This is a genomic window from Streptomyces sp. CA-249302 (assembly GCF_050936785.1).
Taxonomy (GTDB): domain Bacteria; phylum Actinomycetota; class Actinomycetes; order Streptomycetales; family Streptomycetaceae; genus Streptomyces.
Window position 1 is genome coordinate 9,246,517 of sequence record NZ_JBNJMG010000001.1, and the last position, 15,277, is coordinate 9,261,793.

Below are 15,277 nucleotides of genomic sequence, written 5' to 3' on the forward strand. Positions count from 1 at the left end.
CGGGACGTGCATACGAGGAGCTTGTGGGGGAGGGGTGGTGCAGGGGGTCAGTGGGGCCGTGCGGGTGGGGTCACGGGGGCGAGGTGGACCGGCGGCCCGGGGTCCGGGGGCAGCCGGTCGGTCAGGAAGCCGTACGCCCGCTTCAGCTCGGGGTCGGCGAGCGAGCGCCACCAGCGGTCGACGCCGTACCAGCCGGGGGCGGCCAGCGCCCCGCCGTGCCGCTGGACGGAGAGCCCGGCGGCCAGTACGGCGAACCGCAGCCGTTCCTCCAGCGGCCAGCCGCCGAGCGAGGCCGCGACGAAGCTCGCGCCGAAGACGTCCCCGGCGCCCGTCGCGTCCAGGACGTCGACGTCCAGAGCCGGGACCTCCGCGTACTCGCCGGTCGTCTGGTCGACGGCCACCGCGCCGTCCCCGCCCCGGGTGACGACCGCCACCGGGACCAGTTCGGCGAGCGTGCCGAGGGCCGCCACCGCGCTGTCGGTGCGGGTGTAGGCCATCGCCTCGGTCTCGTTCGGGAGGAAGGCGTGGCACAGCTTCAGCTGGTCGAGGAGGTCGGTGGACCACTGCTGGGTGGGGTCCCAGCCGACGTCGGCGTAGATGTGCGTGCCGTTCGCGGCGGCCTTCGCGATCCACTCGCGCGGTTCGGCCTCGATGTGCACGAGGGCCGTGCGCGCCTCGGGCGGGTCGCCCATCAGCGCGTCCTGCGAGTACGGGGGTTCCTGGCCGTGGGTGACCAGGGCCCGGTCGTGCCCGGTGGCGATCGAGACGGTGACCGGGGTGGGCCAGCCGTCCGCCGTGCGGGACAGCGAGAGGTCGATGCCCTCCTGGTCGCACAGCACGTCCCGGCAGTACTCGCCGTAGAAGTCGTCGCCGAAGACCGTGGCCAGCGAGGTGCCGAGGCCGAACCGGGACGCGGCCACCGCGAGGTTCGCGATGCCGCCTGGGCCGCAGCCCATGCCGCCCGTCCAGATCTCCTCGCCCGGCGTCGGCGGCTTCCCGAGCCCCGTGAGGACGAGGTCGTAGAAGAGCAGCCCGGTCAGGAGCACGTCGGGCCTGTCGTCGTCCACGCGCACAGCCTCTCGTCAAAACTCGTCATTTTCGATGACCGGAATCGTGCGCCGCTCCGCACGATTGGTCAATACCCGAGCAGAACTGAGCATGGAAATGATTGAAGATGACGAGTAGTGTTCACGCCGTGCTGGCAGAACGACGACACCAACTCATCCTGCGGGCCCTGCGCTCGGGCGGCCCCGCGGCTGTGACCGACCTCTCCGAGCAGCTCGGTGTGAGCCCCGCCACCATCCGGCGTGACCTGGTCAAGCTGGAGGAGGACGGGCTGCTCACCCGGGTCCACGGTGGCGCGCGCGCCGAGGAGGGCGATCAGCCCTTCGCCGAGGTCGCCGAGGTCCGGGTGGCCGAGAAGGACGCGATAGCCGCGCACGCCGCGGCCATGGTGGCCGACGGCCAGTCCGTGCTGCTCGACATCGGCACCACGGCCTATCGCCTCGCCCGCCAGCTGCACGGCCGCCGCCTCACGGTCATCACCAGCAACCTGGTGGTCTACGAGGAGCTGGCCGACGACGAGGGCATCGAGCTGGTGCTGCTCGGCGGCATGGTCCGCCGCGAGTACCGCTCCCTGGTCGGCTTCCTCACCGAGGACAATCTGCGTCAGCTGCACGCGGACTGGCTCTTCCTCGGCACCAGTGGGATACGCCCCGGCGGGCAGGTGATGGACACGACGGTCGTCGAGGTGCCGGTCAAGCGCGCCATGATCAAGGCGAGCGAGAAGGTCGTGCTGCTCGCCGACGCGGCGAAGTTCCCGGGTACGGGGATGGCGAAGGTCTGCGGTCCCGAGGACCTGGACGTGGTGGTGACGAACACGCCGGTCGACCCGGCGACCAAGTCCTCCCTGGAGGAGGCGGGCGTCGAGGTGGTCGTGGCAGGAAAGGTACAGACTTGAATAATCCCCCTCGGGGACGAGGAGGATTCCTGGCTCACGCTGCCCGATCGCTCAGCGAACAACCGGGTCTTGCGCGATCAACACCAGCCGGGTTGTAACCAGCTCGGTTGCCCTGAAAGACAAGGAGTTTGTGCGTGCTTGGTTCTCGCAACGCACGGTCCGGACTCTGCCCGATCGTCCGGATCACTGTGGGCCCTGAAGACCGAGGCAGCCACGGAGGTACCCGGTGAAGCTGACGATTCTGGGCGGCGGCGGGTTCCGGGTGCCGCTCGTGTACGGGGCGCTGCTGGGGGACCGCGGCGAGGGCAGAGTCACCGAGGTCGTGCTGCACGACCTCGACGCCGGCCGGCTCTCCGCGGTGACCCGGGTGCTCGCCGAGCAGGCCGCCCAGGCCGTGGACGCCCCGACGGTGACCGCCACCACCGACCTCGACGAGGCGCTGCGCGGCGCCGACTTCGTCTTCTCCGCGATCCGCGTCGGCGGCCTGGAGGGCCGGGCGAACGACGAGCGCGTGGCCCTCGCGGAGGGCGTCCTCGGCCAGGAGACGGTCGGCGCCGGCGGTATCGCCTACGGCCTGCGCACGGTCCCCGTCGCTGTCGACATCGCCCGGCGGGTCGCGCGCCTCGCCCCCGACGCCTGGGTCATCAACTTCACCAACCCGGCCGGTCTCGTCACCGAGGCCATGTCCCGCCACCTCGGCGACCGCGTCATCGGCATCTGCGACTCGCCGGTCGGCCTCGGCCGCCGTATCGCCCGAGTGCTCGGCGGGAACCCCAAGGAGGCCTGGATCGACTACGTCGGCCTCAACCACCTCGGCTGGGTCCGCGGCCTGCACATCGCCGGCCGGGACGAGCTGCCGCGCCTGCTCGCCGACCCCGACCTGCTCGGCTCCTTCGAGGAGGGCAAGCTCTTCGGCGTCGACTGGCTCCAGTCCCTCGGCGCGATCCCGAACGAGTACCTGCACTACTACTACTTCAACCGCGAGGCCGTCCGCGCCTACCAGCAGGCCGAGAAGACCCGCGGCGCCTTCCTCCGCGACCAGCAGGCGCACTTCTACGAGGAGATGCGCGCCCCCGACGCCGGCGCCCTCACCGCCTGGGACCGCACCCGCGCCGAGCGCGAGGCCACCTACATGGCCGAGAACCGGGAGACCGCCGGCGCCGGCGAGCGCGACGCCGACGACCTCTCGGGCGGCTACGAGAAGGTCGCCCTCGCCCTGATGCGGGCCATCGCCCGCGACGAGCGCACCACCCTGATCCTCAACGTCCGCAACCGCACCACGCTCTCGGTCCTGGACACGGACGCCGTCATCGAGGTCCCGTGCCTGGTCGACGCCAACGGCGCCCACCCGGTCTCCGTGGCCCCGCTGCCCGACCACGCCACCGGCCTGGTCTGCGCGGTCAAGGCCGTCGAGCGCGAGGTGCTCGCCGCCGCCGAGTCCGGATCCCGTACGACGGCCGTGAAGGCCTTCGCCCTGCATCCGCTGGTCGACTCGGTGAACGTGGCCCGCCGCCTCGTCGAGGGCTACACGGCCGCCCACCCGGGCCTCGCCTACCTGAAGTAAGCTCCCGGCGGACATCGGAAAGCGCTTTCCGTCCTTCCTTCCGCCCCTCTAGCCGCCGCCCTCTCCGCCTCTTCCTGGAGACTTTCATGCACGACGAACGCCGCCGGATCGAGGAGCGCGCCGAGCGCCTCCACAACCAGCGCATCAAGCCCGCCATCTATGCGGCCACCAGCCCCTTCACGGTCGAGGCCTGGCAGGCACCGGGCGAGCCGGTCTCCTTCGAGGAGGCCGCGGCCGCCGCGTACGCCCCCTTCGCGATGGACACCCCCTGGGGCCCGCCGTGGGGCACGACCTGGTTCCGGATGAGCGGGCAGGTGCCCGCCGAGTGGGCCGGCAAGCGGGTCGAGGCCGTCATCGACCTCGGCTTCGTGGGCGACTGGCCCGGCAACCAGGCCGAGGCCCTGGTCCACCTCACCGACGGGACCCCGCTGAAGGCGGTCAACCCGCTCAACCAGTACGTGGCGATCGCCAACCCCGCGGAGGGCGGCGAGCAGATCGACTACCTGGTCGAGGCGGCCTCCAACCCCGACATCCTCGCCAACGACTTCGCGGCGCCGACCCTGCTCGGCGACGTCCTCACGGCGGGCGACAAGCCGCTGTACACCTTCAAGCGCGCCGACCTCGCCGTCCTCGACGAGGAGGTCTGGCACCTCGACCTCGACCTCCAGGTCCTCCGCGAGCTGATGGTGGAGCTCGGCGAGCACGACCCGCGCCGGCACGAGATCCTGCACGCCCTGGACCGTGCCCTGGACCTGCTGGACCTGGACGACGTCTCCGGCTCGGCCACCGCCGTGCGCGAGGCCCTGCGCCCGGTGCTCGCCAAGCCCGCCAACGCCAGCGCGCACATCATCTCCGGCGTCGGCCACGCGCACATCGACTCGGCGTGGCTGTGGCCGATCCGCGAGACCAAGCGCAAGACCTCCCGCACCTTCTCGAACGTGACCTCGCTCGCCGACGAGTACGAGGAGTTCGTCTTCGCCTGCTCGCAGGCCCAGCAGTACGAGTGGGTGCGCGACAACTACCCGCAGGTGTGGGAGCGCATCAAGAAGTCGGTCGAGAAGGGCCAGTGGGCGCCGGTCGGCGGCATGTGGGTCGAGTCCGACGGCAACCTGCCGGGCGGCGAGGCCATCGCCCGCCAGCTGGTCCACGGCAAGCGGTTCTTCATCGAGAACTTCGGCATCGAGACCAAGGGCGTGTGGCTGCCGGACTCCTTCGGCTACAACGCGGCCTACCCGCAGCTGGCCAAGCTCGCCGGCAACGAGTGGTTCCTCACCCAGAAGATCTCCTGGAACCAGACCAACACCTTCCCGCACCACACCTTCTGGTGGGAGGGCATCGACGGCACCCGCATCTTCACCCACTTCCCGCCGGTCGACACCTACAACGCCCGCTTCAGCGGCGAGGAGATGTCCCGCGCGGTCCGCAACTACGCGGAGAAGGGCAACGCCACCCGCTCGCTGGCCCCCTTCGGCTGGGGCGACGGCGGTGGCGGCCCCACCCGCGAGATCATGGAACGGGCGCGCCGGCTGGCCGACCTGGAGGGCTCGCCCAAGGTCGTCGTCGAGCACCCCGACGAGTTCTTCGCCAAGGCCCGCGCCGAGTACGAGGACGCGCCCGTCTGGGTCGGCGAGCTCTACCTGGAGCTGCACCGCGCCACCTACACTTCGCAGGCCCGCACCAAGCAGGGCAACCGGCGCTCCGAACACCGCCTGCGCGAGGCCGAGTTGTGGGCCACCACGGCCGCACTGCACGCGCCGGACTACGCCTACCCGTACGAGAAGCTCGACCGCCTCTGGAAGACGGTCCTGCTGCACCAGTTCCACGACATCCTGCCCGGCTCCTCGATCGCCTGGGTGCACCGCGAGGCGGAGGCCGAATACGCCCGAGTGGCAAAGGAGTTGGAGGAGCTGACCGCCGAGGCGGTGGCGGCGCTGGGCGGTGGCACGACCCGCGTCTTCAACACCAGCCCCTTCGACCGCTCCGAGGTCATCCGTACGGCGACCGGTGTCCCGATGTACGTCGAGGTGCCCGCGAACGGCAGCGCGGTGGTCGCCGCCGAGGCGGTCCCGACGCCGGTGACGGTGAGCGGCCGCGTCCTCGACAACGGTCTCGTACGTGTCGAGGTGGCCGAGGACGGCACGCTCTCCTCCGTCCGCGACCTGCGGGCCGGCGGCCGTGAGGTCCTCGCCGACAAGGGCAACCTGCTCCGGCTGCACACCGACCTCCCGAACTACTGGGACGCCTGGGACGTCGACAAGCACTACAAGAACCGCTACACCGACCTGCTGGACGCCTCGGAGATCACGGTCGTCGACGAGGACCCGCTGCTCGGCTCGATCCGCGTCACGCGCTCCTTCGGCAAGGGCTCGAAGATCACCCAGACGATCACCGTCCGGGCGGGCAGCTCCCGGATCGACTTCGAGACGGACATCGACTGGCACGAGGCGGAGAAGTTCCTCAAGGCCGGCTTCCCGGTGGACATCCGCGCCGCGCACTCCTCGGCGGAGATCCAGTTCGGCCACATCCAGCGGCCCACGCACACCAACACCAGCTGGGAGGCGGCCCGTTTCGAGGTCTCCGGCCACCGCTGGGTGCACCTCGCCGAGCCCGGCTACGGTGTCGCCGTCATCAACGACTCGACGTACGGCCACGACATCTCCCGCACGGTCCGCGAGGACGGCGGTACGACCACCACGGTCCGCCTCAGCCTGGTCCGCGCCCCGCGCGTCCCGGACCCCGGGGCCGACCAGGGCCGGCACCGCTTCACCTACTCGCTGCTGCCCGGCGCGAGCATCGAGGACGCGGTCGCCGAGGGCTACGCCCTCAATCTCCCGCTGCGGGTGGCCGATTCGGCGGGCGCGCCGGAACCGGTCGTCTCCGTGGACGGCGAGGGCGTGACCGTCGAGGCGGTCAAGCTCGCGGACGACGCCTCGGGCGATGTCGTCGTACGGCTCTACGAGTCCAGCGGCGGCCGGGCAACGGGCGTGCTGCGTACGGGCTTCGCCCTGGCCGGTGCCCAGGTGACCGACCTCCTCGAGCGCCCGCTGGCGGACGCGGAGCTCGCCGACGGCGGTGTCCGGGTCGAGCTGCGGCCCTTCCAGATCCTGACGGTCCGGCTGCGGAGGGGCTGACCAGATGGCGATGCAACCCTGGTTCACCGACGCCAAGTTGGGGATCTTCGTCCACTGGGGCATCTACGCCGTCGACGGCGTCCAGGAGTCCTGGTCGTTCTACGACGACATCGTGCCGCACGAGCAGTACATGTCCCAGCTGGCCCGCTTCACGGGCGCCGAGTACGACCCGCGGGCGTGGGCGGACCTGTTCGCCCGCGCCGGCGCGAAGTACGCGGTGCTGACGACCCGTCACCACGACGGTGTGGCCCTGTGGGACACGGAGTACGGCGACCTCAACTTTGGCAAGGACTACATCGGTCCGTACGCCGAGGCGCTGCGGGAGCAGGACCTCAAGGTCGGCTTCTACTACTCCCACTCCGACTGGAACCACCCCGACTACGCCTCCACGCGCAAGCCGGGCCGCCCGCCGGAGCAGGAGGACAACCGCTACTCCGAGGTGGCCGCCGAGGACGAGGACCTGGACGCCTGGGAGCGGTTCATCGCCTACCGGGACGGCCAGATCCGGGAGTTGGCCTCCCGCTACCGGCCCGACCTGATGTGGTTCGACGGCGAGTGGGACCGCAGCGAGGAGCAGTGGCGCATCCCCGAACTCGCCGCGCTCATCCGGTCCTCCGTGCCGGACGTCGTCTTCAACGCCCGCATGCTCAGCGAGGGCGACTACGCCACTCCCGAGCAGGGTGCCCCCGTCGTGCCGCCGGACGGCCCCTGGGAGCTGTGCCTGACGATCAACGACTCGTGGGGGTACCAGCACCACGACCACAACCACAAGTCGCTCGCGCAGCTGATCCGGTACTTCACCGAGACCATCGGCGGAGGCGGCAACCTGCTGCTGGACGTCGGCCCGACGGAGGACGGCACCATCCCGCAGCCGCAGGTCGAGCGCCTGGAGGGCCTGGGGGAGTGGATCCGCAAGCACGCGGAGGCCGTGTACGGGACGGTGCGCGGGCTGCCGGCCGGGCACCACTACGGGCCGAGCACCCTCTCCGCCGACCGGCGCACGCTCTACCTCACCCTGTTCGACGCCCCGCGCGCCGAGATCGGGGTGCGGGGCCTGGCCACGAAGGTCCGCCGGGTGAGTGTGCTAGGCAGCGGCACGGAGCTCGCCCACCGGGTCGTGGGCGGCCTGCACGAGGCGGTGGGCGTGGTGTGGATCGACCCGCCGGCCCAGGCGGACCTCGACCCGTACGCGACCGTCCTCAAGGTCGAGCTGGCCGGAGAGCTGGAGCTGTACCGGGGAGCCGGCCGGTTCTGAGGCATCTCACAGTCGCCCGATTCCCATCGAGAATTAAGAAAACGGTAAGTCCCCTGGTCGCGGCCCGGTTCCGGGCGGCCGCGGCCAGGGGCGTTCTCTTTCCCGACACCTGGAGTTCGTCTTCCACCCCTGGGATGCGGGCGAAAGACCGGAGAAAGGTGCCAACGTGCGTGAGCCGCGTATATCCGCGATCGGCAAGGGACTGAAGCGTCGGGGGAGGCTCATGGCCCAGGCGGTGAGCCCGCCGCGCCGCACGCTGGACGCCGTACCGTCGCCGCGGACGGTCAAGCCGTCGCGCGGCGGGTCGAAGTCGTCGTACGCCGCCCCGCCCGCCCCGCGGCTGGTGGAGTCGCCGGTCTTCGTGCTGTCCTCCGTGCGCTCCGGCTCGACGCTGCTGCGGGTCCTGCTGAACAGCCACAGCCGTATCCGCGCCCCGCACGAGATGCACCTGCGCACCCTGCACGTGGACCTGTCCCGCTCGTTCACGACGGCCGCCATGGAGGCGCTCGAACTCGACAAGAACGAGCTGGAGCACATGCTGTGGGACCGGGTGCTGCACCTGGAGCTCACCCGCAGCGGCAAGGACGTCATCGTCGACAAGACGCCGCCCAACACCCTCATCTGGCCGCGCCTGCACCGATGTTGGCCCAGCGCCCGCTACGTCCTGCTGCTGCGTCACCCGGGCGCGGTCATCGCCTCCCTGACCGACCGCCGCAAGGACCCCGACCACGAGGCGATCCGCGCCGAAGTCCTGCGCTATGCCGAGAAGCTGGAGGAGGCCCGGCAGAGCCTGGACGTCCACGTGGTCACCTACGAGGACCTCACCGCCGACCCCGAGCGCACCACCCGCGACCTCTGTGCCTACCTGGGCGTCGACTGGGAGCCCACGATGCTCGACTACGGCTCCAAGGACCACGGCACCTTCCGGCCGCAGCTCGGCGACTGGTCGAGCAACCTCAAGTCGGGGCGCGTCCAGCCCGCCCGTGCCGCCGACGAGACCGCCGAACTCCCGCCCCGTCTCGCGGAGTTGGCGAAGGCGTGGGGCTACCCGGTCTGAGTGGCCCCACGCCCTGCGACCGTCGTACGGCTCAGCCGGTGAAGCCGGCCGTGATCGAGGTGAACTGCCAGTTGTTCTGGCTGATGCCGGAGCAGTTGCTCACCACGCCCCCGCCCGCGCACGGCCGGTCACGGTTGACCGACCAGAAGGCGAGCCGCGCGATGTGGTGGCTGTTGCTCCAGTCCTTGATCTGGGTCCAGATCGCCGGAGTCGTCGTCTCCTGCTGATCGGACAGGCCGTTCATGCCGGAGATGCCGATGTGGGAGTACGCGGTGGCGTCGTCCCACCCGAACGTCGACTTGAGCTTGGTCTTCAGGCCCTCGGCCGCGTTCACGGTGTTGCCGTACATGTCCGAGCCGCCGCCGAAGTCGAACGGCATGATGGTGAAGACGTCGATGTTGGCGCCGAGCGACTGGGCCTGCTCGATGAGCCGGTTGCCGTAGTACGTCGGACCGGTGGTGGACGTGCCGAAGGTGACGATGGTCTTCAGGCCGGGGTTGTTGGCCTTGACCGTCTTCAGCGCGGTCAGGATCTTCGCCTGCACGGCCTCGTTCTCGAACTCGTCCGTGTTCTCGATGTCCATGTCGATCGCCTTGAGCGAGTAGGCGTCGATCACCTTCTGGAGCGCCCCGGCCAGCGCGCTCGCCGAGGAGCAGTTGGCGCCCAGCTTGCTGCCCTGCCAGCCGCCGAACGACGGCACGATGTCACCGCCGGCCGAGCGGATCTGGTTGATGGCGGTCTGGTCGACGCCGCCGGTCAGCGCCCGGCTGCCGTCCCAGGCGGGCGTGCAGCCGCCGGAGTCCAGCACGAAGGCCATCGTGAACCACTTGATGCCGGTCGCGCTCATCACGGTGCTCGGGCTCGGCGGATCGCCCCAGCCCTCGTAGAGGTAGGGCGCGGCCTGCTTGAACCCGGTCCCGCCGCCACTGCCCGCATCGGTGGTCACGGACACGGAGTTGGAGGCCCCGGAGGTGTTCCCGGCCGCGTCCCGCGCCTTCACGGTGAAGGTGTACGCGGTGCTGGGCGAGAGCCCGCTGACCGTGGCGGACGTACCGGAGACGCTCAGCACGTTGTTCGAGCCGCTGTAGACGTCGTACGCCGTGACACCCACGTTGTCCGTGGAGGCGTTCCACGACAGCGACACGCTCGACGAGGTCTTCCCGGTGGACGTCAGCCCGGTGGGCGTGGTGGGCGCCTGGGTGTCGGAGCCGCCACCGCCGCCGCCCGGCCCGTCGAGGCTGATGTCGTCGGCGTAGTAGGTCCCCTGGGCGTACCACCCGTGGACGTAGATGGTGGCGCTGGTCTGCGAGGCCCCGGTCGTGAAGGACACCGTCAGCTGGCTGTACGCCGACGGGGAGGTGGTCCAGGTCGACGCACCGCCGTTCACGCCGAGGTACACGTACGAACCGCGCACCCACCCGCTGAGCGAGTACGTGGTGTTCGGCTGCACGGCGACGGTCTGGGTGCACTGCGCGTTGTCACTCGAACTCGCCGCCCCCTGAAGGGCCTTGGACCCGCCGTGCACGGGCGAGGAGACGACGGAGCCGAGGTTCCCGGTGCAGGTCCAGGGGGAGAGGCTGCCCGACTCGAAGCCGGGATTGGTGAGGATGTTGGCCGCTTGGGCGGTACCCGGAAGGGCGATGGCTCCGGCAAGCGCGAGAGCGGCGGAGCCGAGCAGTGCGAGAAGCCGACGTCTGGAACGTCTGAGTGTGTTGCGCACGCGATCTCCCTGAAGGAATGGGGGTGTTCGGGAGTGCAGAGAGAAGTGCAGAGGGGTGCGCAACCAAGTTGGTATGGACCAATCCGCCTGTCAAGGTGAACGACGGAATTGGTCCATACCGGTGAGTGAACTGGCTTCCCTAAAGCGGCAGTACCTGAGCCGCGACCTCGACGGAGTCGGTCGGTGCCGGCGCCGGAACGGCCGGCAGCAAGGGCTCGGTCTCCTCGATCCGCTGCTGCGGAAGGGAAACGGCACGAAGGGGCCGCGGCCCGGACACGACCGTGTAGTCCTGCCCCAGGAACGGCGGCGCCATCTCGCCCGGGTCCTCGCCGAGCGCCAACTGCACAGCGGCCCAAGGCGCGTTGACCCCGCACAGGGACAGCTGGTGCAACCCGCCCGCGGGTCGCGTGTTGACGTCCATCAGCACGGGCGTGTCCCCGAACATCCGGAACTGGATGTTGGACAGGTAGTGCAGCCCGAACTCCTCGGCGATCCGCCGGGCCGGCTCCAGCCACTGCTCGTGCAGCGTGAACCCGCGCCGCCGCCCGTTCTTGGTCCGCCCCACGGCCAGGCGCACGCGATTGTCGGGCCCGGTGAGGCAGTCGACGGACACCTCCGGCTGCTCGAGGCGCGGCATCACGATCCAGTCGACCGGCTCGTCGCTCTCCTTGAGCGCGGCCAGCACCAGATCCATCGGTACGTACGGGCTGGGGAACCCGTTGAGGTGCACCATCGAGAAGGGGGCGCGCGTGATCACTCGGAAGCCCACCCCGCCCGCACCGGACGCCGGCTTGAAGCACGCCTTGTGCCCGTCGGCCTCCAACTCCTCGACGGCGGCGACGAGTTCGTCGGCGGACCGCACCCGCCACCACGACGGCACCGGCACCCCGATCGCCTGCACGGCCTCGTAGGCGATCACCTTGTCCTCGAAGACGGCGACACCCTCCGGCGGCGGCGCCAGCAGCGCCGTACCGACCGCCTCGAAGTCGGCCCGGTGCGCCACGATCGCCGCCTGGTGCAGGCGCGGCACGAACACGTCGATCCGGCGCCGCTCGCACTGGTCGAGCGCGAACTCCACGTAGGCGGCCGGGGAAAGACCCTCCGGCTCCAGCTCGGCGGTGTCGGCGGCGGCCAACACGGGGGAGTCCGCGTCTCCGTGCGTCGCATGGATCTCTACCGCGCGATCACTGGGATTTCGCCGTAGCTGATCCATGAAGAACACGTTCTCCGCGTACGTGCGGTTGAGCCAGACGCGTACGCGAGAGACCATGCAGGGCCGTCCTTTCAGGTTCGCGGGCACGACAAACCAAGCCCGTGCCCGGGCAGGGGAGTTGGAGGGTCGCCAAAAAGCCCCTGTGAAGGGGGCTCGTAGCGGTGGTGTTGGGGCGATCATACGGCTTTCAAGGGGCCCCGCGTGCAACGTACGTGTTACGGATTCCCCGCCATCCGGTGCCCGCCCCGCGACGCCCGTCCGGTGCCGCCTTGTCCGGGCGGCGCGGATATGTTGTCGTGGTGCCGTTCGGGTGCGCGTGGGAGTGCGGAGGGGGCGACAGGTGACGTCGACGGCCGGTGGTGCCGGACAGCTGCTGGCCATCAGCGACCTCCACATCGGATACGCCGAGAACCGCGCTCTCGTCGAGGCGATGCAGCCGGAGACGGACGACGACTGGCTGCTCGTCGCCGGTGACGTCTCGGAGACCGTCTCCGACATCCGCTGGGCCCTCAAGACCCTCGCCGGCCGCTTCGCCAAGGTGATCTGGGTGCCCGGCAACCACGAACTGTGGACCCATCCCAAGGACCCCGTCACCCTGCGCGGTGTCGCCCGCTACGAACACCTCGTCGACATGTGCCGCGACCTGGGCGTCGTCACACCCGAGGACCCGTATCCGATCTGGGACGGCCCCGGTGGCCCGGTGGTCGTCGCCCCGCTCTTCCTCCTCTACGACTACTCGTTCCTGCCGTCCGGCTTCGTCACCAAGGCGCAGGGACTGGAGTACGCCCACGGCACCGGAATCGTCTGCAACGACGAGTACCTGCTGCACCCCGACCCCTACCCGTCCCGCGAGTCCTGGTGCCGCGCCCGGGTCGCCGAGACCGAGCGCCGGCTCGCCGCCCTGCCCGAGGACCTGCCGACCGTCCTGGTCAACCACTACCCCCTGGACCGGCATCCCTGTGACGTCCTGTGGCACCCCGAGTTCGCCATGTGGTGCGGCACCGAGCTGACCGCCGACTGGCACCGCCGCTTCCGGGTGGAGACCATGGTCTACGGCCACCTCCACATCCCGCGGACCACCTGGCACGAGGGCGTCCGCTTCGAGGAGGTGTCCGTCGGCTACCCGCGCGAGTGGAGCAAGCGCCCGCAGCCGCCGGGAAGACTGCGTCGCATCCTGCCGAAGGAGGTCGGGGACGGGTGATCGAGGAGCTGCTGCCGCACGAGGTGGTGGCCGTCGAGGTGCACGGCGACGACGGGACCGAGCCCGCGCCGCTGTACCCCGAGGAGGCCGAGGTCGTCGCGCAGGCTGTCGAGAAGCGGCGCCGCGAGTTCGCCCTCGTGCGTGCCTGCGCCCGCCGAGCCATGGAGAAGCTCGGCGTGCCCCCGCAGCCCCTGCTGCCCGGCGAGCGCGGCGCACCCGGCTGGCCCGCCGGTCTGGCCGGCAGCATGACCCACTGCGACGGCTACTGCGCCGCCGCCCTGGTCCGCGCCCGTGACCTGGTCTCCCTCGGCATCGACGCCGAACCCCACGGCCCGCTCCCGGACGGCGTCCTGGACGCCGTGTCCCTGCCCGACGAGGGGGCGAGGCTGCGCCGGCTCGCCGCGGACCACCCCGAGGTGCACTGGGACCGGCTCCTGTTCAGCGCCAAGGAGTCGGTCTACAAGGCGTGGTTCCCGCTCACCGGCCAGTGGCTGGAGTTCACCGAGGCCGACATCGAGGTCACGGTCGACCCCGGCGAGCGCCTGCACGGCTCCTTCCGCGCCGAACTCCTCGTACCCGGACCGATGGTGGGCGGCCGTCGGCTCGGGCACTTCGAGGGGCGCTGGACGGTCCAGCGGGGGCTGGTGGCGACGGCGGTCAGCGTGCCGCACATCCCCTGACGCCCCCGGCCGGACCCCGGCTCACGGCTCCGGGCACCAGCTCTGGAGCAGCCGGAAGAACTCCTCCTCGTTCCCCGTCAGCCCCGCGGCCGCCAGCGCCTGCTCCGCCTCCGCCAGCACGGAGGGCGGCACGAGCGGTGGTCGGGACGCGCCGGGCGGACCGTCGAAAGCGGCTCGTACGGTGTGCAAGAGCCGCAGGTAGGCCTGCACGGCGGTGCGCTCGCGGTCGGTCAGTACGGCAGTGTGCATCGGTCGGCTCTCCCCGCGTCGGCTGCTCGGTCGCGCCCCGCGCAGAGGGGCGCAACTCCAGCTTGCCGTCCACCACTGACAATCGGGTCCGGGCACCGGCCCTTTCGCCCGCTTAGCGGAGGCGAAACGTCCTCGAAATCCCTTGTGGGAAAGCCGTCCTACGCTGGAGTGGAAGGGCTTTCGGCCGCCTTGGAGCGGCCCTGGAACGGGGAGGCGAGCGTGGTCGAAGGACCTCGGCGACGCCCGGTGCGGGCCGTACGGCTTCGCTCGGTGGCCGACGGCGAACTGGAGTTGCAGTACCGCATGGTGCACGGCTACCGGCGTGCCTTCCGCATGGCCGGCGAGGGCCCCGCCCTGGTGCTCATCCACGGCATCGGTGACTCGTCCGCTACCTGGGCCGAGCTGATCCCCGACCTCGCCCGCACGCACACCGTCATCGCGCCCGACCTGCTCGGCCACGGCCACTCCGACAAGCCGCGCGCCGACTACTCGGTGGCCGCGTACGCCAACGGCGTGCGGGACCTGCTCACCACGCTCGGCATCGAGTCCGCGACCCTGGTCGGGCACTCGCTGGGCGGGGGAGTGGCGATGCAGTTCGCCTACCAGTTCCCCGAGCGCACCGAGCGGCTCATCCTGGTCAGCGCGGGCGGGGTGGGACGAGAGGTGAACCCCGTACTGCGGCTGGTGTCGCTGCCCGGGGCCCATCTGATGCTGTCCGCGCTGCGGTTGCCGGGGATGCGGTCACAGGTGGGGCTCGCGGTGCGGCTGATGAGGCTCCTGGACACCGACCTCGGCCAGGACGCCCCCGAGTTGGTCAACCTGGTGGACGCCCTGCCGGACGAGACCTCCCGCAACGCCTTCATCCGCACCCTGCGTGCCGTCGTCGACTGGCGCGGGCAGGTCGTCACCATGCTGGACCGCTGCTATCTGACCGAGGGCATGCCGACCATGCTGCTGTGGGGCGACCGGGACAGCGTGGTGCCGGTACGGCACGCGTTCGGGGCGCACGAGGCGATGCCGGGCAGCCGGCTGGAGATCTTCGAAGGGGCGGGACACTTCCCCTTCCACTCCGATCCGGCCCGCTTCGTCTCCCTGGTCGAGGAGTTCACGGCCACCACCGACCCGGCGGACTGGAGCCGGGAACACTGGCGAGACCTGCTCGTGGAGGGACGCGACACGGCCCGCGGCCGACCGGTGGAACGAGACCTCAGAGAGGCCAGCGAGCGCAGCGCCACCTGAGGCAGGCG

General features: G+C 70.7%; 12 protein-coding genes. 8 read left to right on the forward strand and 4 right to left on the reverse strand.

Translation table 11 applies throughout. The features are described 5' to 3' along the window. Positions 1–47: 47 nt before the first annotated feature. Positions 48–1,067 (reverse strand): carbohydrate kinase family protein, encoded by a 1,020-nt coding sequence (locus ACQEWB_RS41560; RefSeq protein WP_432840654.1) that lies wholly within the window; start codon positions 1,065–1,067, stop codon positions 48–50. Positions 1,068–1,195: 128 nt separating this feature from the next. Here ACQEWB_RS41560 and ACQEWB_RS41565 point away from each other — a divergent pair, with 128 nt between their 5' ends. From ACQEWB_RS41565 to ACQEWB_RS41585, 5 genes are all read left to right on the forward strand, one after another. Beyond that, positions 1,196–1,960, forward strand: a complete 765-nt coding sequence (locus ACQEWB_RS41565) for a DeoR/GlpR family DNA-binding transcription regulator (protein ID WP_432844279.1) — start codon at positions 1,196–1,198, stop codon at positions 1,958–1,960. A 226-nt stretch (positions 1,961–2,186) separates the two neighbouring features. After that, positions 2,187–3,524 carry a 6-phospho-beta-glucosidase gene (locus ACQEWB_RS41570; RefSeq protein ID WP_432840656.1) on the forward strand — a complete coding sequence of 446 codons (1,338 nt, stop codon included), beginning with the start codon at positions 2,187–2,189 and terminating at the stop codon, positions 3,522–3,524. Positions 3,525–3,610: 86 nt separating this feature from the next. Next, entirely contained in the window at positions 3,611–6,655 is a 3,045-nt protein-coding gene (locus tag ACQEWB_RS41575; RefSeq protein ID WP_432840658.1) for an alpha-mannosidase, read from the forward strand. Between the two features lie 4 nt (positions 6,656–6,659). Continuing rightward, a complete protein-coding gene (locus tag ACQEWB_RS41580) occupies positions 6,660–7,910 on the forward strand; it encodes an alpha-L-fucosidase (RefSeq protein WP_432840660.1) in 1,251 nt (416 codons plus the stop codon). Between the two features lie 166 nt (positions 7,911–8,076). Beyond that, the gene (locus tag ACQEWB_RS41585; RefSeq protein WP_432840662.1) at positions 8,077–8,967 is read left to right on the forward strand and encodes a sulfotransferase family protein; all 891 of its coding nucleotides are present in this window, start codon (positions 8,077–8,079) and stop codon (positions 8,965–8,967) included. Positions 8,968–8,998: 31 nt separating this feature from the next. Here ACQEWB_RS41585 and ACQEWB_RS41590 read toward each other — a convergent pair whose 3' ends face one another. Further along, the gene (locus ACQEWB_RS41590) at positions 8,999–10,687 is read right to left on the reverse strand and encodes a carbohydrate binding domain-containing protein (RefSeq protein WP_432840664.1); all 1,689 of its coding nucleotides are present in this window, start codon (positions 10,685–10,687) and stop codon (positions 8,999–9,001) included. Between the two features lie 139 nt (positions 10,688–10,826). Then, positions 10,827–11,957, reverse strand: a complete 1,131-nt coding sequence (locus ACQEWB_RS41595) for an ATP-grasp domain-containing protein (protein WP_432840666.1) — start codon at positions 11,955–11,957, stop codon at positions 10,827–10,829. Between the two features lie 283 nt (positions 11,958–12,240). Here ACQEWB_RS41595 and ACQEWB_RS41600 point away from each other — a divergent pair, with 283 nt between their 5' ends. Together ACQEWB_RS41600 and ACQEWB_RS41605 are read left to right on the forward strand one after the other, a co-directional pair. After that, complete coding sequence (locus ACQEWB_RS41600; RefSeq protein WP_432840668.1) at positions 12,241–13,101, forward strand: metallophosphoesterase family protein; 861 nt, start codon at positions 12,241–12,243, stop codon at positions 13,099–13,101. Continuing rightward, the gene (locus ACQEWB_RS41605) at positions 13,098–13,781 is read left to right on the forward strand and encodes a 4'-phosphopantetheinyl transferase family protein (protein ID WP_432840670.1); all 684 of its coding nucleotides are present in this window, start codon (positions 13,098–13,100) and stop codon (positions 13,779–13,781) included. The genes ACQEWB_RS41600 and ACQEWB_RS41605 overlap by 4 nt, the downstream gene beginning before the upstream one ends. A 21-nt stretch (positions 13,782–13,802) precedes the next feature. Here the strand turns inward: ACQEWB_RS41605 and ACQEWB_RS41610 are convergent, their stop codons facing one another. Next, entirely contained in the window at positions 13,803–14,030 is a 228-nt protein-coding gene (locus ACQEWB_RS41610) for a hypothetical protein (RefSeq protein ID WP_432840672.1), read from the reverse strand. Between the two features lie 219 nt (positions 14,031–14,249). Between ACQEWB_RS41610 and ACQEWB_RS41615 the strand changes: the two genes are divergently transcribed. Then, positions 14,250–15,269, forward strand: a complete 1,020-nt coding sequence (locus ACQEWB_RS41615) for an alpha/beta fold hydrolase (RefSeq protein WP_432840674.1) — start codon at positions 14,250–14,252, stop codon at positions 15,267–15,269. Positions 15,270–15,277 lie beyond the last annotated feature (8 nt).